Origin of the sequence: Shouchella shacheensis (assembly GCF_001484965.1) — a bacterium.
GTDB classification, from domain to species: domain Bacteria; phylum Bacillota; class Bacilli; order Bacillales; family Bacillaceae_D; genus Shouchella; species Shouchella shacheensis.
Genome location: NZ_KQ947397.1, coordinates 17,258 through 40,397, shown reverse-complemented (window position 1 = coordinate 40,397; position 23,140 = coordinate 17,258). Strand labels below are relative to the sequence as shown.

21 protein-coding genes are annotated in these 23,140 nt (G+C 43.9%); 6 read left to right on the top strand and 15 right to left on the bottom strand.

Going from position 1 to position 23,140, the window contains the following annotated elements; all coding sequences use genetic code 11:
- Window positions 1-72 precede the first annotated feature (72 nt).
- Together AVZ68_RS05055 and acnA are read right to left on the bottom strand one after the other, a co-directional pair.
- Entirely contained in the window at window positions 73-3,414 is a 3,342-nt protein-coding gene (locus AVZ68_RS05055; protein WP_059103451.1) for an efflux RND transporter permease subunit, read from the bottom strand.
- A gap of 381 nt (window positions 3,415-3,795) precedes the next feature.
- Entirely contained in the window at window positions 3,796-6,519 is a 2,724-nt protein-coding gene (gene acnA, locus AVZ68_RS05050; protein ID WP_059103450.1) for an aconitate hydratase AcnA, read from the bottom strand.
- A gap of 259 nt (window positions 6,520-6,778) precedes the next feature.
- Here acnA and AVZ68_RS05045 point away from each other — a divergent pair, with 259 nt between their 5' ends.
- Both AVZ68_RS05045 and AVZ68_RS19700 read left to right on the top strand, forming a co-directional pair.
- Window positions 6,779-6,916 (top strand): small acid-soluble spore protein P, encoded by a 138-nt coding sequence (locus AVZ68_RS05045; protein WP_059103449.1) that lies wholly within the window; start codon window positions 6,779-6,781, stop codon window positions 6,914-6,916.
- 82 nt (window positions 6,917-6,998) lie between these two features.
- Window positions 6,999-7,079, top strand: coding sequence for a YjcZ family sporulation protein (locus AVZ68_RS19700; RefSeq protein WP_157404585.1), 81 nt, complete (start codon window positions 6,999-7,001; stop codon window positions 7,077-7,079).
- Window positions 7,080-7,130: 51 nt separating this feature from the next.
- On the opposite strand, the gene ykzS is transcribed toward AVZ68_RS19700, so the two are convergent.
- The gene (ykzS, locus tag AVZ68_RS05040) at window positions 7,131-7,325 is read right to left on the bottom strand and encodes a protein YkzS (protein ID WP_059103448.1); all 195 of its coding nucleotides are present in this window, start codon (window positions 7,323-7,325) and stop codon (window positions 7,131-7,133) included.
- Window positions 7,326-7,541: 216 nt separating this feature from the next.
- Here ykzS and AVZ68_RS05035 point away from each other — a divergent pair, with 216 nt between their 5' ends.
- The gene (locus AVZ68_RS05035; RefSeq protein ID WP_157404582.1) at window positions 7,542-7,976 is read left to right on the top strand and encodes a DUF2621 family protein; all 435 of its coding nucleotides are present in this window, start codon (window positions 7,542-7,544) and stop codon (window positions 7,974-7,976) included.
- A 260-nt stretch (window positions 7,977-8,236) separates the two neighbouring features.
- Here AVZ68_RS05035 and AVZ68_RS05030 read toward each other — a convergent pair whose 3' ends face one another.
- The 6 genes from AVZ68_RS05030 to AVZ68_RS05005 form a co-directional block, all read right to left on the bottom strand.
- Window positions 8,237-8,458 (bottom strand): YneF family protein, encoded by a 222-nt coding sequence (locus tag AVZ68_RS05030; protein WP_059103447.1) that lies wholly within the window; start codon window positions 8,456-8,458, stop codon window positions 8,237-8,239.
- Between the two features lie 112 nt (window positions 8,459-8,570).
- Window positions 8,571-9,008 carry a sporulation inhibitor of replication protein SirA gene (gene sirA, locus AVZ68_RS05025; RefSeq protein ID WP_059103446.1) on the bottom strand — a complete coding sequence of 146 codons (438 nt, stop codon included), beginning with the start codon at window positions 9,006-9,008 and terminating at the stop codon, window positions 8,571-8,573.
- A 226-nt stretch (window positions 9,009-9,234) separates the two neighbouring features.
- Window positions 9,235-11,232 carry a transketolase gene (tkt, locus tag AVZ68_RS05020; RefSeq protein WP_059103445.1) on the bottom strand — a complete coding sequence of 666 codons (1,998 nt, stop codon included), beginning with the start codon at window positions 11,230-11,232 and terminating at the stop codon, window positions 9,235-9,237.
- 346 nt (window positions 11,233-11,578) lie between these two features.
- The gene (locus tag AVZ68_RS05015; RefSeq protein WP_059103444.1) at window positions 11,579-11,821 is read right to left on the bottom strand and encodes a DUF896 domain-containing protein; all 243 of its coding nucleotides are present in this window, start codon (window positions 11,819-11,821) and stop codon (window positions 11,579-11,581) included.
- Between the two features lie 73 nt (window positions 11,822-11,894).
- Complete coding sequence (locus AVZ68_RS05010; RefSeq protein ID WP_059103443.1) at window positions 11,895-12,545, bottom strand: YneB family resolvase-like protein; 651 nt, start codon at window positions 12,543-12,545, stop codon at window positions 11,895-11,897.
- Between the two features lie 36 nt (window positions 12,546-12,581).
- Window positions 12,582-12,770 carry a hypothetical protein gene (locus AVZ68_RS05005; protein WP_059103442.1) on the bottom strand — a complete coding sequence of 63 codons (189 nt, stop codon included), beginning with the start codon at window positions 12,768-12,770 and terminating at the stop codon, window positions 12,582-12,584.
- Window positions 12,771-12,919: 149 nt separating this feature from the next.
- Between AVZ68_RS05005 and lexA the strand changes: the two genes are divergently transcribed.
- Window positions 12,920-13,546, top strand: coding sequence for a transcriptional repressor LexA (gene lexA / locus AVZ68_RS05000; protein ID WP_059103441.1), 627 nt, complete (start codon window positions 12,920-12,922; stop codon window positions 13,544-13,546).
- Window positions 13,547-15,468: 1,922 nt separating this feature from the next.
- Here the strand turns inward: lexA and AVZ68_RS04990 are convergent.
- The gene (locus tag AVZ68_RS04990; RefSeq protein WP_218970832.1) at window positions 15,469-15,699 is read right to left on the bottom strand and encodes a hypothetical protein; all 231 of its coding nucleotides are present in this window, start codon (window positions 15,697-15,699) and stop codon (window positions 15,469-15,471) included.
- Between the two features lie 583 nt (window positions 15,700-16,282).
- Window positions 16,283-17,032 (bottom strand): MerR family transcriptional regulator, encoded by a 750-nt coding sequence (locus AVZ68_RS04985; RefSeq protein WP_059103438.1) that lies wholly within the window; start codon window positions 17,030-17,032, stop codon window positions 16,283-16,285.
- Between the two features lie 156 nt (window positions 17,033-17,188).
- Here AVZ68_RS04985 and AVZ68_RS04980 point away from each other — a divergent pair, with 156 nt between their 5' ends.
- Window positions 17,189-18,406, top strand: a complete 1,218-nt coding sequence (locus AVZ68_RS04980; protein ID WP_059103437.1) for an MFS transporter — start codon at window positions 17,189-17,191, stop codon at window positions 18,404-18,406.
- A gap of 196 nt (window positions 18,407-18,602) precedes the next feature.
- On the opposite strand, the gene AVZ68_RS04975 is transcribed toward AVZ68_RS04980, so the two are convergent.
- The 4 genes from AVZ68_RS04975 to AVZ68_RS04960 all read right to left on the bottom strand — a co-directional run bounded on the left by AVZ68_RS04975 (window position 18,603) and on the right by AVZ68_RS04960 (window position 22,402).
- Window positions 18,603-19,787: an alpha/beta hydrolase family protein gene (locus AVZ68_RS04975; protein WP_059103436.1), complete on the bottom strand. Its 1,185-nt coding sequence runs from the start codon at window positions 19,785-19,787 to the stop codon at window positions 18,603-18,605.
- A gap of 239 nt (window positions 19,788-20,026) precedes the next feature.
- Window positions 20,027-20,548: a DinB family protein gene (locus AVZ68_RS04970; protein WP_059103435.1), complete on the bottom strand. Its 522-nt coding sequence runs from the start codon at window positions 20,546-20,548 to the stop codon at window positions 20,027-20,029.
- A gap of 289 nt (window positions 20,549-20,837) precedes the next feature.
- Window positions 20,838-21,680 (bottom strand): TraB/GumN family protein, encoded by an 843-nt coding sequence (locus AVZ68_RS04965; protein ID WP_059103434.1) that lies wholly within the window; start codon window positions 21,678-21,680, stop codon window positions 20,838-20,840.
- A gap of 425 nt (window positions 21,681-22,105) precedes the next feature.
- Complete coding sequence (locus AVZ68_RS04960; protein ID WP_059103433.1) at window positions 22,106-22,402, bottom strand: hypothetical protein; 297 nt, start codon at window positions 22,400-22,402, stop codon at window positions 22,106-22,108.
- 227 nt (window positions 22,403-22,629) lie between these two features.
- Here AVZ68_RS04960 and AVZ68_RS04955 point away from each other — a divergent pair, with 227 nt between their 5' ends.
- Window positions 22,630-22,908: a hypothetical protein gene (locus tag AVZ68_RS04955; RefSeq protein ID WP_059103432.1), complete on the top strand. Its 279-nt coding sequence runs from the start codon at window positions 22,630-22,632 to the stop codon at window positions 22,906-22,908.
- The last annotated feature ends 232 nt before the right edge of the window (window positions 22,909-23,140 follow it).

Here is a 23,140-nt window from a genome sequence, read left to right as displayed (position 1 = left end):
GTTAAGCGGTCTTCCCACCGCCATGATGACGAAAAACCGACGACCCTCTTCAGGTCCGTCGGTTCCGTCTTGTTATTCTTTTTTGTTGTCATTATCGTCCTTTTTTGAAGATGTGACAATGGATTCGAGCAGTTTGAGAATATCCTCTTTAGACAACTCTTCGGCTTTAGGAGAGTCACCTGTACGCGGTTCCTCTTCCTCCGCGTTCGTGCCCTCTTCCTGGGAAGGCGCTTCTTGATAAGACATAGCCTCCTCTTCCCCCACTTTCTCCGGAGCGTCACTGAGCTTCTCCTGCTCTTTCGGAAGCCTACGATCGTCTACTTCATAAAACTCACCGTCTACCGTAACATAGCGCGGGTGCTTAGAGCGTGTTTCTTTATCAATCAAGCTGTATATTACAGGAATAACGACAAGTGTTAAGATCGTACCGCTAATTAACCCGCCGATCACAGCAATCGCCATCGGCTGTTGGAGCTCGGCACCTTCACCGATACCAAGTGAAAGGGGAATCATTCCAAGAACCGTCGTCACTGTCGTCATGAGAATCGGACGTGTCCGAAGCTGAACGGACTCCACGAGGGCGTCATACGTTCCCATGCCTTTTTCTTTTTGCTGATTCACAAAATCAAGCAGGACAATTCCATTGTTCACAACAATTCCAACAAGAATGATGATCCCTATAAACGTTGTGACTCCAATTGGCGTTTGCGTAAGTGTTAACGCCAGAGCAACGCCAATCACCACGAGCGGCACAGTAAGCATCATGATGAACGGCAGCCTAAATGACTCAAACTGAGCAGCCATAATGAGGTAGATGAAAACGATCGCGAGTATAAGTGCCGTCACCATACTGCCAATGGCATCCTCAAGAATTTCTTGTTCGCCACCATACGAGAATGTCATTCCGTCTGGAAGCTCAACATCATCAGTGGTTTCGTTAATGACCGCTGTTACATCGCTGAGCGTAGAATTTGTCGAGAAACTGACCGTAAATTCAACCGCCTCTTCCTGGTCAGAGCGTTGAATGCTTGCCGGACTTTCGCCCTCTGTAATTTCAGCTACCTCAGACAAAGTGACCGTTTCTCCTTCATCCCCTGCGGAGAGTAAGAGATCTTCCAGTTCTTCCACTGATTCCGTAAAGGAGGCATCGAGCTGCACCATTACATCGTATGTTTGAGTGCTTTCTTCATCATCCCCGCTTATTTGAACCGTGGCTGCCTGCTGCCCTCTTGTTGCTTCACCGACTTGCCCGCCAATGTCAGCCGGTGTGAGGTTATTTTCACGAGCAGCCTCTTCGTCCACTTCAATTAAAATTTCCGGAGCTTGATCTTCTATGCTCAGTTCGACGTCAGTAATGAGCGAGTCATCTAGGAGCTCTTCTTCAAGCTCATAGGCCGTATCATACAACTCTTCACGATCGGTGTAACTCAACGTAAACGGCACAGTATTCGCTTCTGAACCCATCGCCGCCGTTTGCGTCGATGCTGTAATCTCTGCATCTGTATCGGCTCTCTCTAGATCGCGACTGATCGATTCAATAAACTCTGCGGTCGATATGGAGCGGTCTTCAAGACCCGTCATCGACACCATCATTTGCGCTGTATGACTTCCTTCAGAACCTCCGGCCATCATCCCGGCCGAGCCAACGATGCTGACATAGTCGCTAACTTCCTGGTGATCATCAAGCACGTTTTCCACCGCATCTACTGTTTCAGTCGTGCGCGTCAAACTTGTTCCGGTTTCCATTTCAATATCGACGGTGAAGGAGCCCTGGTCACTGTCAGGGATGAGCTCTGTGCCAACAGTTGTCAACCCCAGCCCGCCGAGTCCTAGCATCACGACAACCAGCCCGATGACCGTTTTACGATGACCCAAAGACCACTCGGTAAGTTTCTTAAGTCCAAGCATCGATTTTGATTCGCGTCGTTTGCTTTCTCGATCTTCCCTCGGCTCCTTCAGCACCCGACTCGCAATCATCGGTACAACGGTGATCGCTACAAAGAGCGAGGACAACAAGCTGAATGACACTGTTAAGGCAAGCTCTTGGAACAAATTCCCTACGATCCCGCTTATGAACACAATCGGCAAGAAAACCGAAATCGTTGTTAGCGTAGAAGCAGTGATCGCACCCAGCACTTCCTTCGTCCCGTCTAACGCTGCAAGCTTTGGCGTTTTTCCTTTGGATAAATGCCTATAGATGTTTTCAATCACGACAATGGCGTTATCGATGACAAGGCCCACTCCAAGTGCCAAGCCACCAAGCGTCATAATGTTAATCCCAATGTTCGCAAAGAACATGAACGCAAAGGTGACAACAATCGAGAAAGGAATGGCAAGACCGATAATCAATGGCGTTTTAAAGTTACGCAAAAAGAAGAATAGAACGAGCATTGCTAGAACCCCACCAGCCACGAGCGAACTAGATACGCTGGCAAGCGACTGGTTAATGAAATCTCCTTCGTCATAAAGCGTCACAACATCTAAGTCTTCATAGTCGCTATCACCCAGGAGTTCATCTAGCCGTTCATTTACAGCGTTTGACGTTTGGGTCGTATTCGCTTCTGATTCCTGCATGACAGAAAGGTTGATCGCAGGCTCTTGGTTGGCGCGTGTTAATGTTTCTTCGTCAGCAGTCGTAATCTCGACAGTTGCTACATCATTAATGGTAATTTCATCGCCTATTTCGGGGTCCGTCCCTACCACCAAGTCACGAATTTCCTCAAGAGAAGTAACCTCGCTCAGCACCCGCGTCGTCAAACTGAGGTCATCTCGTTCAACGAGACCGCCTGGAAGCGATACATTATTCGCTTGCAATGCACCAATAATCGTTTCCTGGTTGACATTGGCATCGGCAAGTGCCTCTCGATCCAGATTGATTTGAACTTCCTCGGTTAACGTTCCAGATTCATCAACACTCGCAACACCAGGGATCTTTTGGATTTCTTGTTCGAGATCCATCACCTCATCCTGGAAATCAATTACTTGATCGCCAGATGTCACCGCCAGCTGCATCATCGGCATCATCGACGGGTCAAACTTTAAAAAGCTTGGTTCCCCCGCGCCGTCCGGTAGGTCGAGCTGTCTAAGCGCGTTATTAATATCTAGCTCGACATCCTCAATAGAGCTCGACCAGTCAAATTCGAGAACAACAATGGATGAACCTTCCTGCGTATTGGAAGTGATACTCTCCAGGCCGGAGATGGTGGAGAGCGTGTTCTCTATCGGAACCGTCACCATCTGTTCCACTTCCTGTGGGTTAACATCCGTATAGCTTGTTGCTACCGCAGCAACGGGTGGGTCAATTTCTGGTAACAATTGCAGCGGTATACGTGTGACGGAGACAATTCCTAGGATAATAAAAAAGATCATCCCCACAATCGTGAATATTGGTCTCCGGATTGAAAAATTCGTCATACAGTTCCCCCATCTTCTTTACTTGCTTGATTTCTTTTATTTACCTGGAGATTCATGTATTCAATTCTATCACAACACACTTTACATGCTTTCTTATAATAGATGCAAGCAAAATGGATTAGACCTCTAAACTAAATAACCGAAACCCCCCCCATGCCTTTTCCTTACATTATGACATACGTGTCGCGCTTAGGGTTTTTCATTTATGAACTATTTATGACAATAAAAGCCAGAAGCGGACGGCGGAAGTAAGGCTTTCACCAGAAATCCTGAGTTTAGATTTCGGGGCAGGACTAAAAAATCTCGAGCTTTGCCCCACCGAAGCAAAAAAACTCTACTCGTTTTTTCATATGACGAGTAGAGTTTTTTTATTTTTTCTTATTAGCCACGAACGGTTTGCAGCTTATCACGTAGAACCATTTGCAGGATGCCACCGTGGCGATAGTAATCAACGTCGACATCGCTATCAAAACGAACACGTGCGTCGAATTCTTTTTTGGTTCCGTCGGCGTCCACCGCTGTCACTTTAACGATCTCTCTTGGCTTAACCTCATCACTAATGTCAACAGAGAGACTTTCGTTCCCTGTTAACCCGAGAGACTCCGCATTCTCCCCCTCTTTAAACTGTAGCGGGAGAACGCCCATCAGTACAAGGTTGGAACGGTGGATTCGCTCGAAACTTTCGGCAATCACCATCTTGATCCCAAGGAGGTTCGTACCCTTTGCCGCCCAGTCACGTGAGGAGCCCATGCCGTAGTCCTGACCAGCAATGACTGCAAGGCTTGTATTGTCTCCCTTGTACTTCATCGCTGCATCATAAATCGGCATGACTTCGTCAGTTGGCCAGTAGGTCGTAAAGCCGCCCTCCGTACCAGGAGCGATTTGGTTACGAATGCGAATGTTTGCAAACGTCCCACGCATCATCACTTCATGGTTTCCACGACGAGAACCATAGGAGTTGAAATCGCGTGGTTCTACACCTTGCGAAATCAAGTATTGACCGGCAGGGGTTGCCTTACCAATCGCCCCTGCTGGTGAGATATGATCCGTTGTCACGGAGTCACCGAACTTTCCAATCACGCGTAAGTTAGAAAGTGGCTTGACTGGTTCTGGGTCAGCAGAAAGGTTTTCAAAGAATGGTGGATTCGCAATGTAGGTTGAATCGTCATTCCACTCATACAGCGCCTCGTCTGTTGTGTCAATTTGATTCCAGCGCTCATTGCTCGTAAACACATCCGAGTACTCTTCGCGGAACAACTCTGGCGTCACCGTCTTGTCCACGATCGTGCTAATCTCATCCTTGGTTGGCCAAATGTCCTTGAAGTACACCGGCTTGCCGTCTTTGCTTGTGCCAATGGCATCGTTCTGCAAGTCAATATCCACGGTACCAGCAAGTGCATAAGCCACAACAAGCGGTGGTGAAGCCAAGTAGTTGGCTTTAACTAGTGGATGAATACGCCCTTCAAAGTTACGGTTTCCGGAAAGAACCGATGAGACGAGTAGATCATTGTCCGCAATCGCCTTTTCAACTTCTTCTTCAAGGGGACCGGAATTTCCAATACATGTTGTACATCCGTAGCCGACAAGGTTAAATCCAAGCTGCTCAAGGTGTGGCATAAGACCAGAATTATTTAAATACCCCGTTACAACCTTCGAACCAGGAGCGAGCGATGTTTTAACATACTCAGGAACATCCAATCCTAGCTCTGTTGCTTTTTTCGCAACAAGACCTGCCGCTACAAGCACATACGGATTGGATGTGTTCGTGCAGCTTGTGATTGCCGCGATCGCAAGAGACCCAGTTTTCATTTTGGTTTCACGTCCGTCGTTGTATTTGACATCGACGGATTTCTTAAACTCCTCTTTAAAAAGCCCGAACCCGTGGTTGCCCTCAGGGCCAACGACTGCTTTTTGGAAAGACTTCCGCATGTCCGGAAGTTCAATTAAGTCTTGCGGACGCTTTGGACCAGCAAGGTTGGCGTGGATTTCTGAAAGATCAACTTCAACCACGTCTGTGTACGCTGGGTCCGGTGTTTCACCCGGTACGTAGAACATGCCGTTCGCTTTGCAGTACTCACGCACAAGCTCGATTTGCTCTTCCGAACGTCCAGTAAGACGAAGGTAGCTAAGTGCTTCCTCATCGACTGGGAAGAACCCGCATGTAGCACCGTATTCCGGAGCCATGTTGGAAATGGTTGCGCGATCTGCAAGCGGCATGTCCGCAAGACCTGGGCCGAAGTACTCCACAAATTTACCAACGACGCTTTTTTCACGAAGCACTTGCGTCACTTTTAAGGCAACGTCTGTCGCTGTTGTTCCGCTCGGAAGAGAACCTGTGAACTTCAGACCAACCACTTCAGGAACCGGGAAGTACGAAGGTTGACCAAGCATGCCTGCTTCCGCTTCTATCCCACCAACACCCCAGCCGAGAACGCCAAGGCCGTTAATCATTGTTGTATGGGAATCTGTTCCAACGAGAGAATCGGGGAACGCTACAGTTTCGCCATCCTGTTCTACCGCATGGACAACGTTTGCAATGTACTCTAAGTTGACCTGATGAACAATCCCAGTCGCTGGTGGCACCGCATTGTAATTGTCAAAGGCTTTTTTCGCCCAGCTTAAGAATTCATAGCGCTCGCCGTTTCTCTCAAACTCGCGATTCATATTGAAGAGTAGCGAGTCGTCCGTGCCGAATTTATCGACTTGCACCGAGTGGTCAATAACGAGATCAACTGGAATTTCAGGGTTGATTTCGTCTGGGTTTCCACCCAAATCTGCCATCGCCTTACGAAGTGAAGCCAAGTCCACAACCGCAGGAACGCCTGTAAAATCTTGCAAAATGACACGAGATGGTTTAAATGGAACATCAATTTGCTTGACGTCTTTGGTTCCCCACTTCGACAGGTTTTCTACATGCTCTTTTTTAATAACATAGTCGTCGTACTGACGTAAGACGGATTCAAGGAGAACTTTTACGGAATAAGGCAGCTTGCTGACTTCTCCAAGTCCTGCTTTTTCGAGAGCGTCTAATGAATAGTACGAATACGTTTTCCCGTTTACATCAAACGAAGAACGGGCGTTGAATACATCTTGGTTTTTAGACATCTAAGACCCTCCTATCAACTTTATCATACCGTACTCTCTGTGACTTGTCTAAAAAAGCGCTTTTACAGAGGGTATAGTATGACTCCCTTCCCTAGAATAGCAAAACTTATGTAAAGTTTAAATCTTTTTTTCGACAAACCTGTAAATTTTCATGCGCAATTTGCAGAAGCGACAACATAAAGAAACGAAAGAGACGGAACCGTGAGACACTGAATAAAATCCTTCTGTTGTCTCATACTAAAGCAAGGAGGGGATGAATATGACTGAACGCAACACGTTTAAAAGTCAGCGTCGCAATCAAGCGAAGGCCACACACAGCGGTCAACCTGAACCACTAAGCGGTTCGCATAAACGGAAAAAAGCCAAGCAAGTGAGCCAAACAGACGGCGAGGGCTAATGCCCTAATTCGCCAGAAACCCAAACCAATTCTGCTTAAATGGCATACACTGGACCATACCTTATCTAAAGGAGGTCCTAAAGTGAGCGGATATGGCGGAGGTTTTGCGTTAATTGTCGTCTTGTTTATACTGCTTATCATCGTTGGCGCCTCTTGGTTCTAAATCAACGAAACACGCAATATAGCGGGGCACATTCTGCCCTGTTTTTTATCCTTATTTCGTCCATCCTGGTTCATACGTATAAAGCACAGCCCCATAATGCCTGGCATTTCCTCTAAAATCTGTCATGTCCTCCTGCTTTGCAAGAACCTTCCGAAAGGTACTAAAATCTGCTTTCGTCACTTCAACACTCTCCAATTTTCCAAAGCGAAGCGATGCCAACATCTCTACTGCTTGTTCTTCATTCATAACCATCTACCCCCTCGTATAGTACGCGTTAAAATAACATTGCCATAATGCTACCGCTCAACATCCATGCTGCGTTGGACCCAGCAACTCACCTCGTAACAAAAATGGAAACAGACACTGTACATGATGATTTTCATCAAAGGCTCCGCCTCCCATAGCACCATCCCTTATTTTATGATATTGTTAAGAAAATAGACAAGCGAAAGGAGAATACTCGTGTCGGATTGGTTCATTACCATTATTATCATTTGGACATTTGTTTTGCTTGGACTGATGTTAACGGGCGGGTTCTTCATGTTTCGCAAATTTCTAAAGCGCCTGCCAAAGGAAGATGGAAAATCAACACTGGACTGGCAGGATTACTACATTCAGGAAACGCTTCCTTTGTGGCAGGAAGAACAAAGGGCTCTTTTGAATGAATTGGTCGAACCCGTTCCCCAGCTTTTTCGTGACGTAGCGAAGGAAAAAATCGCCGGTAAAATTAGCGAGATTGCTTTAAGAGAAAAAGCGAACGTGCTAACGCTTGATACGATCATCCGCGGCTATATTATCGCCACACCAAAGCGCGATCATAAATTCCTGATTAAAAAACTCACGGAAAAAGAAATTGACCTCGACCCATATGAGCACCTTCTTGATCGTACTTCTTAAATACGAAAAGCACAGGCGGGTCGCTCAAAGGCGCTACTCGCTCGCCATCCTGGTCTTGGATTTCAGGGTAGGACTGAAAATCTCGACACTTCTCCCCACCGGAGCTAGACAAAGGCAGACCGACACACAACACGCGGTCTGCCTTTTTTATTCAGGACGCTCTCCTCTTTTACTTTAGTCGTCTACCAAATAGCAAACCGGGGCGCTAAAGAGGCCTACCTATAGCAAGACACCTCATCCAGGATGAGGTGTCTTGTCCACTATTTCGACTGTTGTTTTTGCATCGCCTTCATCATTTGATTAATCTTTTTCTGTGATGGATTTTGCCCCATTTGCATCATCATCACACGCAGCATTTGCTCATTAATCGGCGGGTTTTTCTTTAAATAAGACATCATCGTCTTGCGAGCAACGAAAAAACCGATAGCTAGCCCCGCAAGAACGGCAATCGTATATCCTAGGATATGCCAACCCCAACTCATTTTTGTAAACGTCCTCCTTCAAACCATCTTCATTTACAGTATCGTTTTCAACCTTATCTATTATACCGCATGGCGCGCACAATTTAAAGATAAAGTACGAAAAAAGCGTGCTTTAGAGCACGCGGTGTTTATCAAACGGTTGCAGCCAACCGAACCTTCGATCTTCCACATTGACAGCAAAGAAGTGTGGGTCGACACCCTTTAACAGATCGAAAATCGCCGTTTCGGAATCGATATCTCCAGAAGCCCAAAGCTGAACAAACTTTGCATCCAGTTGGACCTTGCAAGAACCGGATTGCTCCTGGGGGCACTGAATCACGTAGGTGTCTTCACAGGTTTCTTGCCGTGGCTCTTGATAACGACGAAAAGCATATTTTAATGTGCGTGTCGGCAACGGCTTCGTGATATAATCCACTTGCTTGTCCAACAAGGAGCGTGGCCCGTCTTTTGCTTGGGCATGTTCTTCGAATAACTGGAATAGTTTGCTTTCACGGCCAAAGTACGATGTGGCTACTTGATCATCAAGTAGATAGAGCTGGTAGCGCCGCATCACACATCCCTCCAAATAATTGAATATTGAACTACATCCAGTATACCCGATTTCATTAAAAAAACATGTCTGAATATGGCGCAAGTTTGCACTGTTTTTGTCGAATGTTGCCATCATTGACGAGCGGTCAACGATAGCTGCCTCTAACATCTAGCACTATTCAAAAAGAAAAAGCCAGGCCTCACTGTTAACCCGCGACCTGGCTTTTCTCTAGCTTTGATTTGCTTTATTTATTCAAGAGCTTTTTAGCACGAGTGACAACGTTATCGACCGTAAAACCATACTCAGCGACCACAGCACTTCCTTCCCCAGAAGCACCAAAGGTGTCGATCGAGAGCATATCGCCCTGTTCTCCAACATACTTCGCCCATCCTAGAGAAGTACCCATTTCAATCGCGAGGCGCGCTTTTACGTCTTTAGGTATCACAGCGTCCTTGTACTCGTTTGGTTGAGCATCAAAGCGGTCCCAGCTCGGCATGCTGACAACCGAAGTATCAATGCCTTCGCTTTGCAACTGTTCTTTTGCTTTAACAGCGAGAGGTACCTCTGACCCAGTCGCGAGCAGAACGAGCTCTGGTTTGTCTTTCGCTTCTGAGATCACGTATGCACCTTTTTTGACTCCGTCATACGCTTTTGCATCCGTTCCTTCCACAGTATCAAGGTTTTGGCGGCTGAGGACAAGAGCCGTTGGACGGTCAGTCGATTCAAGAGCGACCTTCCATGCTGCTACTGCCTCATTCCCATCTCCTGGACGGATAAGAGAGAGCCCCGGCATGGCCCGAAACGCAGCAAGCTGTTCAACAGGTTCATGGGTAGGGCCATCTTCGCCCACAGCGACACTATCATGGGTTAATACATACGTTACCGGAAGACCCATTAGGGCAGAAAGACGGATGGCCGGACGAAGATAATCAGAGAACACAAAGAACGTTCCACCGAACACTTTTAGGCCTCCGTGAAGGGCCATTCCGTTTAAAGCACAGCCCATGGCAAACTCCCTCACGCCAAACCAGATATTGCGTCCGCCATAGTTATCGCGGCTAAAATCTTCCATGCCCTTAAGAGTGGTCTTGTTGGAGCCAGCCAGGTCGGCAGAGCCTCCAAAAAGTTCTGGAATCTCTGTGGCAAGTGCATTGAGCCCTTCCCCTGAGGAAGCACGCGAGGCAAGGCTTGAGCCAGCTTCATAGACAGGAAGGTTCGCGTCATAGCCTTCTGGAAGCTCTCCAGCATACGCGCGCTCATACTGTGCGGCAAGCTCTGGGTTTTCTTTTTTGTAAGCGGCAAATAACTCATTCCACTCCTGTTCTTTTTTCGAGCCTTCCTCTTTGACGGATTCATAGAATTCTCGTACTTCTTTTGGAATGTGAAACAGTTCTTCGTAACTCCACTTATACGCTTCTTTTGTCAAAAGCACTTCGTCTGTACCAAGCGGTGCTCCGTGGGAAGCACTTTTTGCTGATTTATTTGGAGAACCATAGCCGATCACCGTCTTGACTTCAATGAGTGTCGGACGGTCGTCTGCCTTTGCTGCTTCAATCGCTTGACTGATTTCGGCCACACTTGTCCCATCTTCCACGCGAATCACGTGCCAGCCGTAAGCGTTAAAACGATCCTCTACACTCTCTGAGAAAGCCTGATGCAACTCACCATCCAAAGAGATGTCATTGGAATCATAAAGCATAACAAGGCGGCCTAATTTCAAATGGCCGGCAAGTGAAGCCGCTTCAGCGGAAACGCCTTCCATTAAATCACCATCACTGCAAATTGCATACGTGTAATGATCGACAATCTCGTGATCTTTGGTATTGTATGTATGAGCCAGGTGACGCTCTGCCATTGCCATACCGACGGCCATAGCCACACCCTGACCAAGAGGGCCTGTCGTCGCTTCCACACCCGGTGTATGACCATACTCCGGATGTCCGGGTGTACGGCTGCCTAGTTGGCGAAATGACTGCAAGTCCTCTAGCGTCACATCATAGCCTGTTAAGTGAAGCAAGCTATACAAAAGCATGGACCCGTGGCCCGCAGATAACACAAACCGATCTCGGTTCGACCAACTTGGGTTTGCCGCGTTGTGGTTCATGTATTTCGTCCAAAGGCTAAAAGCCATCGGAGCTGCCCCCATCGGCAATCCTGGATGTCCAGAGTTCGCTTTTTCAATACTATCAATGGATAATGTGCGAATCGTATTTACTGCTAGTTCTTCGATATGATTGTTCATCTAACCACCCTTTCTTTCTATCCACACCATTCACAGTCCATCATATACTTTCTAATTAAAATACACAAGTTGTCATCGCTTGACGAAAACTCGACAAGCGGCGGGTCGCTCAAAAGCAAAAATGTTGGAAGGGCCGCTCCAGAAATCCCAAGCTTGGATTTCTGGGCAGGGGCTGGAAAATTTTGAGCTTGCCCGCCACAGTTAACTGTCGAGAACACCATCTTCTACGTGACTGAAACTTTGATGTTGTTGTTGGTGTGATATCTAGAATTTTGCCCCGCAATTCTAGAGAAAACAACCTGTACAAACGAGAGCTTGCCAGGTTGTCTTTGACGGTCGCATATGATTAATGAAGCGAACCTCTTTGAGAGCGGTTCTTACTTTCTTTTAGTTTTAAAGGTGTCACATCTTTTCCTTCCTCATCGACAACTTTCACATTATGAAGCTGGTTGGAGAACGATTGGCGAAACGTGGCAAGGTATTCTTTGCGCAGCTCTTGTTGTTCATTCGACTGGTCTTTCGTTAACCCGCTTGACTTTGCCAGACGCGAGAGCTCGTTGATTCGTTCCAACTTTTCTTTTGATAGCATCCAATCACCTACCTGTGTCCATCATTGGTTTCCATGATAGCACGTCCAAAGGCGTTCAAGCAACGCACCTGGCTTACCCATTCTCATTTTCTTGATACACTTGATAGCGGCGATGCACGGTTGCTTTGGAAGCCTCAAATCCAAGCCCACGCAACGTTACAGCGATGTCCTCAAACGTCAAGCCCTTCTCCCTTAGCCGAACAATCTCACCCATAGGAATATCGAGCTGGCTCCGCCCGCCCGATCGATGCTTCGGCAAATTTTTCTCTGGCCGGTAGCCCGCAGATACGGCACTCTTCATCCCACGCTTGATTTTCAAATTATGCAGTTTCCGTTGGTATTCTTCTACAAGAGCGACCATTTCCAATACCATGGCATCCGCTTCCGATAACTGCAGCTCGCCTTTGTCGGAAATTGTACGAATCGTAATCCCATATTTTTGCAGTTGATACAAAAGAGCAATCTTCGCCTTTCCTCTTCCAAGCCTTGTATCGTCTTGAATTAGCAGCGTCTGAAATTCTCCCTCTTTGGCAAGATCCATCACCTCAAGGAGACCCTCTCGTTCCAAGCTATAGCCGCTCTCACACTCCCTTTTCACCCCAACAACCGTTAAAGTCTTTTCCTGAGCAAGCGCCATTAACTCTTCTTCCTGCCGTTCAAGAGAGCTCTGCTGGCTCTCTTTCTCTGTGCTGACTCTGCAGTAAATATAAGCAGCCTCTATCATTTTTTCTCATTCCTTCTTCGTTAAAATTGATTCCACTTACTCCAGCGAAACTTTTCCTTCCTCAAAAAGATAAGGAATGTCCTCTTCTTTCACAAGCTCACTCTCCGACTCACTCATGATGGAACCATCTTCTCTGTCTCCGTGGTTAGGGATGAGTAAACTAGACACCATTAAAACGACCGTCAACACGCCCATGACAATAATACTCAAATCCTGTCTCTTCATAACGAATCACGCCTCCATAAGAATGTTTGTTCCTCTATCATAATTTAGAACAATAGTTCGTGTCAATATTCTTAGAACCTACGTTTGCATTACATACGTTCGATATGCTATGATTCTTATAAGAAATGAATTAGAAAAGAGGTGCCTGAATGTCGAAACTATCAAAACGCCAGGAACAAATTCTCACGTATATTAAAGACGAGGTTAAGGCGAAGGGGTATCCGCCCTCTGTTCGCGAGATTGGAGAAGCGGTGGGGCTAGCCTCCAGCTCTACTGTTCACGGGCATTTAGCCAGACTGGAGAAAAAGGGTTATATACGTCGGGACCCAACAAAGCCACGAGCAATTGAAGTGCTTTCACTTGAGGAAGAAAGCGACATTTTTTCCAAACGAGAGACCGCAAGCTTTATTCCAGTGATCGGGAAGGTTACGGCTGGTATACCGATCACAGCCGTTGAAAACGTCGAGGACTATTTGCCGCTTCCAGAGCACCTGGCTACACAGGAAAATACGTATGCGCTTGTGATTCAGGGAGAAAGTATGATCGAGGCCGGCATCTACGACGGCGACCAAGTGATTGTTCGTCAGCAGCAAACCGCAGATAATGGCGATATCATTGTGGCAATGACGGAGGAAGATGAAGCGACAGTAAAGCGCTTTTTCCGCGAGGATGACTATATCCGTCTTCAACCTGAAAATTCCTCCATGGAACCAATTCGTTTAAAGAATTGCACCATTCTTGGAAAGGTTGTTGGCGTTTTTCGGATGATTCACTAAGCTTGAATTCCGCCAGACGAGCCTGAGGTCGGCAAATTGCTCTCAGGCTTTTTCGCCTCCCTGTACTGCCTTTTCGCTCACTGACTTCGTCTTAACCTAGTAAACTGTGCGAATGGACTCCTCTTTATGACCAAGCAGTCCCCCTTTTCTCGCATAGAATGTAACCATCCAATGATAAGGCTGTGTGCGGGCATGCCATGGGATCTTTTTCTAATAACGAGCTGATAAGATTGTGGCGACCGCAGATGCCGCAGAGAAACATCACGGTCGCTTTGCTTTGGGCCCTATTTGTCACAATACCTAAAGCGTGCCCTCCACAAGGAAAAAGCGCCACCGTAGCTGCCAATGCAACAATGTGGCGCTAAACAAATAGACTCGCTCAGCAAAAAATTAGCCGATTCAACTGCCTGCTCACTCTTGCCCGTGGGGAGGCTTTCTTTTGTGCGATGCTCACTCTGGCAAACGTTAGCTACATTCGGGCTCTTTTTAGTCAGGTTGCAGACGTATCGACTCCAGGATCGGCCCACTGCGAGTACCACTCAGCCTTACTACCTTCTTTCTCGCTCCTGCCAAAAAAACCCCCGACACCAACAGTGTCAAGGGTTCCCGCTCTTAATAATTCTGCATGAACTGTTCGCGTTCCCACGGGTGAACTTGCNCAATCACTCGCGCGTCTTTCGCATCGGTTTTCGTTTGCGAGTTGTCATCGGGTCACTTGATTAATTTTTGGTTTTGTGTAGAATTCATGGCGAGTCTCCTTGGTATCTAAGTTCGAGGTCAATGCATTGACACTCCGCATCCTACCAAGGGGCTCTTTTTGTTTCAACCCCCCGAAAACCTTCTAACAGGAATAGCTCCTTTTTCAGCACTAATGGGCCTTGGATGCTTGAGACGCCGCATTCAAGGCCCATCGACCTTCCTATTGTACCTGAAAAATGGTTCATTGGTATCAAACTAGCGCTCGACTCCATTGGTTGAATATTTTCCCAGTAACAGCGGTCAAAGGCATGCAACTCGAACACACATATGTATCGTTATCCATACACCCAAAATCGAAAAAACGCACAAAGCCTCGGGCTCTGTGCGCTTTCGCTTTTCTCTTAGAATTTCGCTTGATACGCGTCAATTTCCCAGGCGTGCACACTTGTGCGGAACATGCTTTACGCTGTCAAGCCTTTTCAACCCACTATGGAAACCCTGTAATATCGGGGTTTCCTAAAATACGTTTATCGAAGTGCATCAAGGTTTTTCAAATAATTTTGGTCAGATTTTGGTCGTAATTTGGTCAACACCTCATTGGCAAAAAATAGGATATTGATCGATTAGCGCTNCTAAAATACGTTTATCGAAGTGCATCAAGGTTTTTCAAATAATTTTGGTCGTAATTTGGTCAACACCTCATTGGCAAAAAACAGGATATTGATCGATTAGCGCCGTCACCTTCGTGATGTGTGCTCTGTGCTTTTCAGAAACCTTTAAGAAATAATTTTTCGTTCCGTCGGATACTTTATAAGCGAGTGTTGGTCGTCCACCTTGCTGAGGCCATTTATCGATCATGTTTATATCATAATTCTCCTAGCATATTATCAACAAGGTTACCTTCCAGTACTAAAATTTTATAATGGTTTCTGATGAGGATGTCGAATTAAAAATATCTCAATATGGTTGCCAGTAATACGGTAAAACACTTTGTACGGATCGGACTTTCCAGCAGATATCAGTACCATCCTAAGGTCAACAGGCATCTGCCTAATAAGAACCTGATGACCAGGTATAAAGACTGATAAATCCTGACGTTCAAAATACGCGTGTATAGTGTTTTTTAGATAAACAGAGATCGGCCGCAACTCAAACGTTTCCCTCCACTGATCTAAATCTAACAATGACTGAATTGCTGACTTTCTCCATTGAATTTTCATTCCCTAAAGCCCTAACATCCTATTAATTTCTTCTTCGGATAAAACAGGATTATCATCATTTAATGCACGCAACAATTCGTTCTCTTCCTCAGCATCCGTTACCTCGTAACAATCGTTATTCTTCGCATCTTCAACTTCCATCAATAAAAACTTTCTCTCTCCGACTTGAATATATGAGTTTCCAGATTGAATTGCCTTTTTTATGTCTAAGTGGTCGACTCTTACAGGTTTCACATTCATCACCTACCTGACATCTTATTTATATTCATTATAAACGATGGAGCACCATTTATAAACCATAGCCCTACTACACCTCATCCTACATCAATGAACGTGGCCGCAATCGGTCTTGTCATTTTCACTTTCCAATATGCGCACATGCCTTCAAATAGGAAGAAAAAACTTCCCAGAAGTTCAGTGAACTTATTGAGAAGCTTATAAACTTCTGTTACAAAATGTAGTCACAAGTGACCTTTTGACGCTTTTAGACAGGAGCGAACCCTTCTATATAGGGACTTTATAAGCCCAGGTTACATCATGCCGCCCTTATCAACCTTATTCATCTACATCACAAAGTTAATCTAGCCCTACTTGTTTATATATTCGGTCGCGATATAAGAGAACCTACATTCCTATATTTTCATCAAGGAACGCCTTTTTCGTTACTTTTTTGTTACTTTTAAAAAGTAACATGTCAATTCCATTCCTCACCAATCGCGCTTCGTTTGTGGAAGACCGTACTTTCCCACCAAAGTCATCACTTCCCTAATAAGGGCACAACTAGAATTAAAAGTCCGCTTATAAGTGACGATCTTTGCTAATACTTGTCATCATAATAGGACTTCATTTCTTTATACAAGTAATTGGCAATATTCTCGGGAAAATAATTGTTAAAATCTTTATTATGTTTGGTGAGGAAATCTTGGTTTTCAACAATATAAAAAAACTGTTGATTGATTGGAAATAAACTGTGCATTTCTTTTAAAATATCCTGGATGTCATCTCGTTCTGCAGCGTCATTGGAGCGTACCGCCTTTCGAATGGCTTGAAGCAAGTACCATAAATCCCTGTCCATTCTCTCTTGAAAATCTGGGTCATGAATCAATTGAAGCTGTTTTTTAAGGTGACTGTCGGACTCAAAATAATCTTCGAAAACTTGGATCTGTCTTTTTTCACGTCGGAATACATCAAGCATAATAAAGGCAAATTCATCTAATTCATCCTCTGAAACTCCTTCAGCTTTATATAACCTCTCCATTCTCTTTATAACTTCTAACGTTTCGTTTAACTCTTCTTGTTTTTTCTCAATTAACTGTTTTTGAACGAGCAGTAACTCTCGGTTTGTGAATGGTTGATTTGTCATTTGTTCCTTTATCTCTTTTAATGATAAGCCAAGAAGTTTATAGATAGTGATTTGTTGATAACGTTCCCATTCTAATCGTGTATATAATTTCTGACCGCTTTTATTGAATTTCCTCGGACTAAGCAACCCCATTTTATCGTAATACCTCAGTGTCCTGATTGTTGTATCCACAAACTTTGCAAATTGACCAATTGTAACTTCCATCGTGAGGCCCCCTTTCATTCATTATATTCTGTTACGTAACGTCACAATCAAATCCTCTTCTTAAATGGAATATTTCACTAATCAAATGAGGTTGCTTACGACATTACGTCACAGGCTAATATGAATGTATCGTCAATTTGAGAGGAAGGTTATGTTATGGAACAACAATTATTATTTAAAAATCGTTCTTTTGTATTTCTGTTTCTCGCAAGTTTTTTAGCGATTATTGGGTTCAGCATGTTTTTTATGACCACAACATGGTTTGTCATCTCTGATTTAGGTTCAGCTGGCTCGTTAGGATTGATTTTGATCGCCATAACTGTCCCCCGTATACTACTGATGGCCTTTGGTGGCGTCCTTTCTGATAAATTCAAGAAAACGACAATTATGTTCAGTACAAGCGCCATCCAAGGCTTTCTTATGTTCGCCATTTTTTTACTCAGCAATGCAAATCAATTAACCTTTAGCTACCTTCTTATCCTCGGTCTTATTTTTGGAGCATTGGATGCCTTTTCTGGGCCAGCAGGAACATCGCTCATTCCTAAATTGGTAGCAAAAAACCAAATCAAGCAAGCAAATGCCCTCATCCAAGGATTAGGTCAGATCGGGTTTGTTGTGGGTCCAATGATTGCTGGAAGTGTCATGGAAATCGGAGGTGTAACAACCAGTTATTTTACAACAGCAACTATTGTCATGTTGTCTGCTTTCTTTATGTTTCCTCCCTTATTGAAAGAAGGGCCAGTTGAAAACACCGTCAAACAAACACCACTTAAAGATCTGATCGAAGGATTTTCTTACGTAAAAGCAAGTAGATTTCTCGTCACAGGCATTCTGCTCTTAATCACGCTCAACTTCTTTGCTTTTGGATCAATCACCATTGCCATTCCTATTCTAGTGGAAACCCACGGGGGATCGCCGATTAACTTAAGTTATATCGAAGCAGCGATAGGCATCGGGATGATTATCAGCACTGCGATTATCGGCACAGTAAAAATCCGCCGTCGTGGATTGACTTCAATGCTCGGTTTGATTGCCGCCTTAATCGTTGCCGTGGCGTTCAGCCAAATCCCGAATTTATATATTCTTACAGCATTAGCATTCTTGCTTGGCTTCACGATGACCTTTGTTTTCATTCCTTTCTTCAGTACTGCACAGGAAGATACAGACCCTAAGATCATGGGAAGAGTCATGAGTATTATCTTTCTTGCCATGAATGGATTTGATCCAATTGCCTATGCAGGGGTTACCCTCTTTGTATCCCGAGGATTTGATATTCAACTTGTCATCCTGTCTTTTTCCCTTATTGGATTAATCATAGCATTGGTCACTCTATGGAAGGGAAAGACATTCAGAAATTACACCTCCGATTATTAAGTCATAAGAATGATCACTCTTCACGAAGAGGAGTGATCTTTTTTTCTACCCATAGTAGGCTGATAAAATTTAAGAAAGGTAACGTCTATATAATGATAGCGACTTACTCCGCAATCTGGCCCTTTTCTTCAATATTGGGCGCAGATTCATTGTTCCAGAAATGCGCTCGTTGATTGAACAATTAACGATTACTGTTCTATTTCAGGAAATCAATAATTGAATTCATCAAACCTTTTGCTAAAGGAATATCCGGATTAAAATAAGTAGCTAAATTTCCCTTCTGCTCGGCAGGTGCTTCTTTCAATACATGGTTCATACCCTCTATAATAAGAAACTCGGAATTCGGTTTAGCGTTGTAAAGGATCTCTGCTTCAGAAACTGGAACTTGCAAATCCCTTGTTCCATTGACAATCAGGATTGGGGAATCTAATTTGGCCATCTCCTGCCTTGGATCATATTCCATCCAGGACATCATATATGGCTGAACGGAAGGACGAAAGATGCTTTGTAATTCCGAGCTGATATTTTTAACGGTTTCGCCACGTTTAAGGTTATCCAAAATCTCTTTGGCTTCCTTCAACAGGTCACCGGAAAGCTGAGTTTCTAATTGCTCATGAAGAACATCATCGGCTTGCCTCCCTGCTCCCGCCAACGACACAAATGTATTTGCATCCTCTTGATAAGACGCCACCATACCAATTAATGATCCTTCACTGTGACCAATCACGCTCACACTGGAAAACAAATCACTGTTTTCAGCATATGTCATCCATGCTACAGCATCGTCTATATAATCATCAAAGCGTAGATCCTCTTCATTTCCTCCTAGAATCATGTTATCTCCAACTCCCCGTTTGTCATAACGAATGCTTGCAATCCCTTCTGAGGTCAAACCTTCAGCGATCATTTTTAAACTGTTATTTTCTCCCGGCAATGCTTTAGAGTTACCGTCTTTATCAGTTGGCCCAGAACCCGCAATGATGATCGCAACCGGAAAAGGTCCTTGTCCTTCAGGAGTCTCAACTTTTCCTTTCATCACACCATCTGAAACTTCTATTTCCGTCAGATCTTTGTCTACAAGTTCGGATGCATTGTCTAAGTTCCCTTTCATCAACTTAAACGGAAAGGATTGTGCTTGCTGAGTAAAGGTTCCTGTTATTTTTTCCTCTTCAAATTGACCCTCAAAAGTGACAATATCTCCTTGAATGTCCATTTCAAAAAATACGCTAGAATCGTCAACTTTCACAAGGCTTAACGGGTAATCATTCAATCCCTGAATAGGAATACTCAACTTACCATCCTCTTCTTCAAATTCCACAATAATAGGGAGTTGCTGGTTTGAAACCACGATTTTCCCTTCCCAATAACCGTCTAAGTTCATTGCTTCTCCTCCTTCTGTTTCTTCAGAATGGTTCATCAGTACCATCATTTGACTTACGAATCCAAAAGACAAAATGTTTCTTGTTACACAAAAGTAATTCCATAATTTGGCCCGATTCAGGAGCAATGTTTATTCAACAACTGCGCCCTTTAATGGAGTAGTGATCATAAACTACATTGAGCTAAAGCCCCTATTTAAAATCTCTGACGACCTGTGATAAAAAGATAAAATGTTTCTTTTTATCTTTTTGCGTAATCAAAACGAGCATAGCCTACTTCAGAAGCGTTCTTTATTAATTCAAGGTTAAGCCACGAAGCTAATTTATGAAACTCGACTTCATTATTGAAAGGAAATTTACTGTATTTTTTACTTTGATAATCTTCTGATGTTAATTGGTTCAGCTTGGATTCCCACCTTTCAGCTAATGAATTTATTTGCCTCTTTATTTCTGCTACATCAGTAGTAACTTTAATATCTTCTTTTTTAACTTTTCCTTCTCCAAAAGCATTATCAAAAACCATTTCCCACCAAAAGGTAATATGCCATAGTGTCCAAGCAACACTAGGTGTACCTAAATCATAGGACTCTGTTTCCGGTAAATCTGCAAACCATTCACCTTCAAATTCCTTAAGGAACAGACCGCTTTTAGGTGACTTCCACATATATTCCTCTTGTTCTAATGATGTAAGGTGGTAATCAAGAAGCTGTTTTGAAATACTAAACTGAAACTTAATATTATCTATTAGGGATTCCACTTTCATGCTAAGCACTCTCCTCTTTATAACATTAATTAAATTATCATCTAATTAGATGTATGTAAAATAGACTTTTAGACCGGCTCAATTTTTTCCACAATGGGCCCTTTAGTTGAAGATCAAAAGGCAATTCCTAGACAGGAAATGATGAGCACGACCATAAGTAATAAAGAATAATGTAGTGCTTTATAATGTAGACATATCTCAATCAATCCTTTTATGACGAGCTGACACAACTAAAGGGTTGCCTTAAAATTAAAGCCCCCACTTTAGTACATCGCGCTCCTTTTTCTTATTAGTAGATGTGTTCAATTTCGTATCCTTTTCCCTTGAGCTCACTTGGAACACTCGGATCGATCACAGTATGTCCAGAACCAACTATTACAAAGTAGGTCTGTCCACTATCATTTTTTAATATGTCATCAAGTTTGTTTGCCATATTAATATTACGAGTGTCATTCATCTCTTTTTGGTACTCACCATTAACACGTTCAAGGTCATTCGACACAATATTGATTAGTGTTTCTCTACCGCTATCACTGTTGCTGTGTACCCAGTTATATCCTAATTGATTTATCCAATCAGCTTGCTGTTCATATGTCTGTATCATATTTTCTAGCATCTGAACTTGTGTATCCATACTATAGCCACTAAAAACGTTATATTGCTCTTCGACCGTTTCTAATTCAATAATTTCTTTACCATCTTCTAAAGCTCGTTTAAGGAAATATAAGTCAACCCCATGCTCTGGTGCTAAATCGCTTTTCCCCCTAATGAATGCTCCTAATAAACTCTCTATATACCATGGTTGGTATTTATTAAATTTCACTAAAGATAACCCTTGTATTTCGAATATATCTGAAAGTTTCTTTATATACGCCTCTGATAAAACTTGATCCAATGTCGTACCCTTACCAAATAACGCCAATTTATTAATTTCTTCTTCATTTACTTCAGGTTTCATCACATTAATCTCTGGAAGAATTACATCGGCACTAGCATAAGCCTCCTCAATTTCAGTTGCAAGCGGGTAAAAATTTTCATGACCCAAATGAATGATGCCTTGCACATACAGGGTTGTTTCACCATTAACAACCTTCCATAGTAATCCACCATTTCCCTCATAATTAGTCGCCATTTAGTAACCATCCTTTATTAGTAGTCTTTTATAATTAAATTACCTCATATTATTTAATCATTTTTAAAAAGCTTTTGGTACATTTGCTTATGGTTTCACGAAGTCGCTGGATCACTGACGATACTTCCAGTCGCGTAAAACACGAGCACTGTCGCGGTGTTGTTGCGAAGTGCGCGCCGGTGGCAAGCTCGTTGGTTTTGATGTCAACCAACGATATGACCACCCACACTAGATCCGCCCGACTGATATAGTCAGCAACTTTCTTCCTTTCAAAGACTCAATCTAAAAAATCAGTTTCTATCTTGTTCTGATTCCTCCACATCTCCATTTTGATATACATCATAAAACCCAATGGTACCACTACCTCCTTTCATCCTATTCCCGCTTTCTACCTATCAAAACCACTATTTTACATAAACGAGAGGCTAATCCCCCTCCCTCTTGTCTTCTACTTCAAAGTTTGCCACGTAAAGCACTGCAAATAATGCTAGCAACGGTGCAAGATAACCAAGACCTTCTGGAATACTTTCTGTAAATACGTTGATGAAAATAATGCTAATAAAGTAAAAAACAACAAGTATCCAAGAAACTCTCTGCGTTTTTGCAGTTATTTTATTTTCCTCTTTACACTTTGGACATTTCACACGATTCCAGTTAGAACGTGCGACTCCCCATAGAGAGATCACTTCCCCGCAGAAATTGCAGCGTCTACGCTCTTTCATATGACACACCCCTTGAAATGCGCTTACCTGTGATCGGCGACTAGGTTTGTAGAAGGTCCTCTCTAATACTACAGATTGGCTTCGATCAGTATGTGCGCACCATTAGTCACAACACTTCTCCTTGGTTTGACTGTTCCCATTTGTTTCAATGCTGAAACAAATGTATCCTTGAGATGTTTCTATTATGTGGAGAAGGGTATAGGTTTTTGCATAAGGGGAGGATGCACATGAGCAAACTGAGGATGACTATGTTTGCCTTTTTGGGAATGACAATCGTTTTTATAATACTGGCCTTTTACCAGAGCATTACGCTTGAATATGGGGATAGGAGAAATGAGTGGCTCGAGATTGGATATAACTTATCAGCTGGCCTTTCAATCTTTTTATTCGGCTTAGACGAGTACAAGACTCCCGAAGGAACGGTAGGGGCAGCAGGTTTTATTGGAATGTCTTTTCTAGCTGCGTTGTTTCTTATTCCAGGAGTCGTATCTCTATTTTTAAACTAATGGAAATCCTCCCCTCCATCCTTCGTTTACCGTACAAAAGAATGAGCAAGACCCTCATGAGTGGACGAATGGAACTTGTCTTGCTTATTGGTAGGGGTGAAGCCGGGAGTGGTCACGGCCCCTGTCGGTATGCCCTCTTCCGGATTGACATCCCTCTTATCGTACGAGCCTTCCTCTTGTCGGACTGAAGCTCCTCCGTCTGCGCTAACTCCTCTTGTAACGCTTAGTTTAG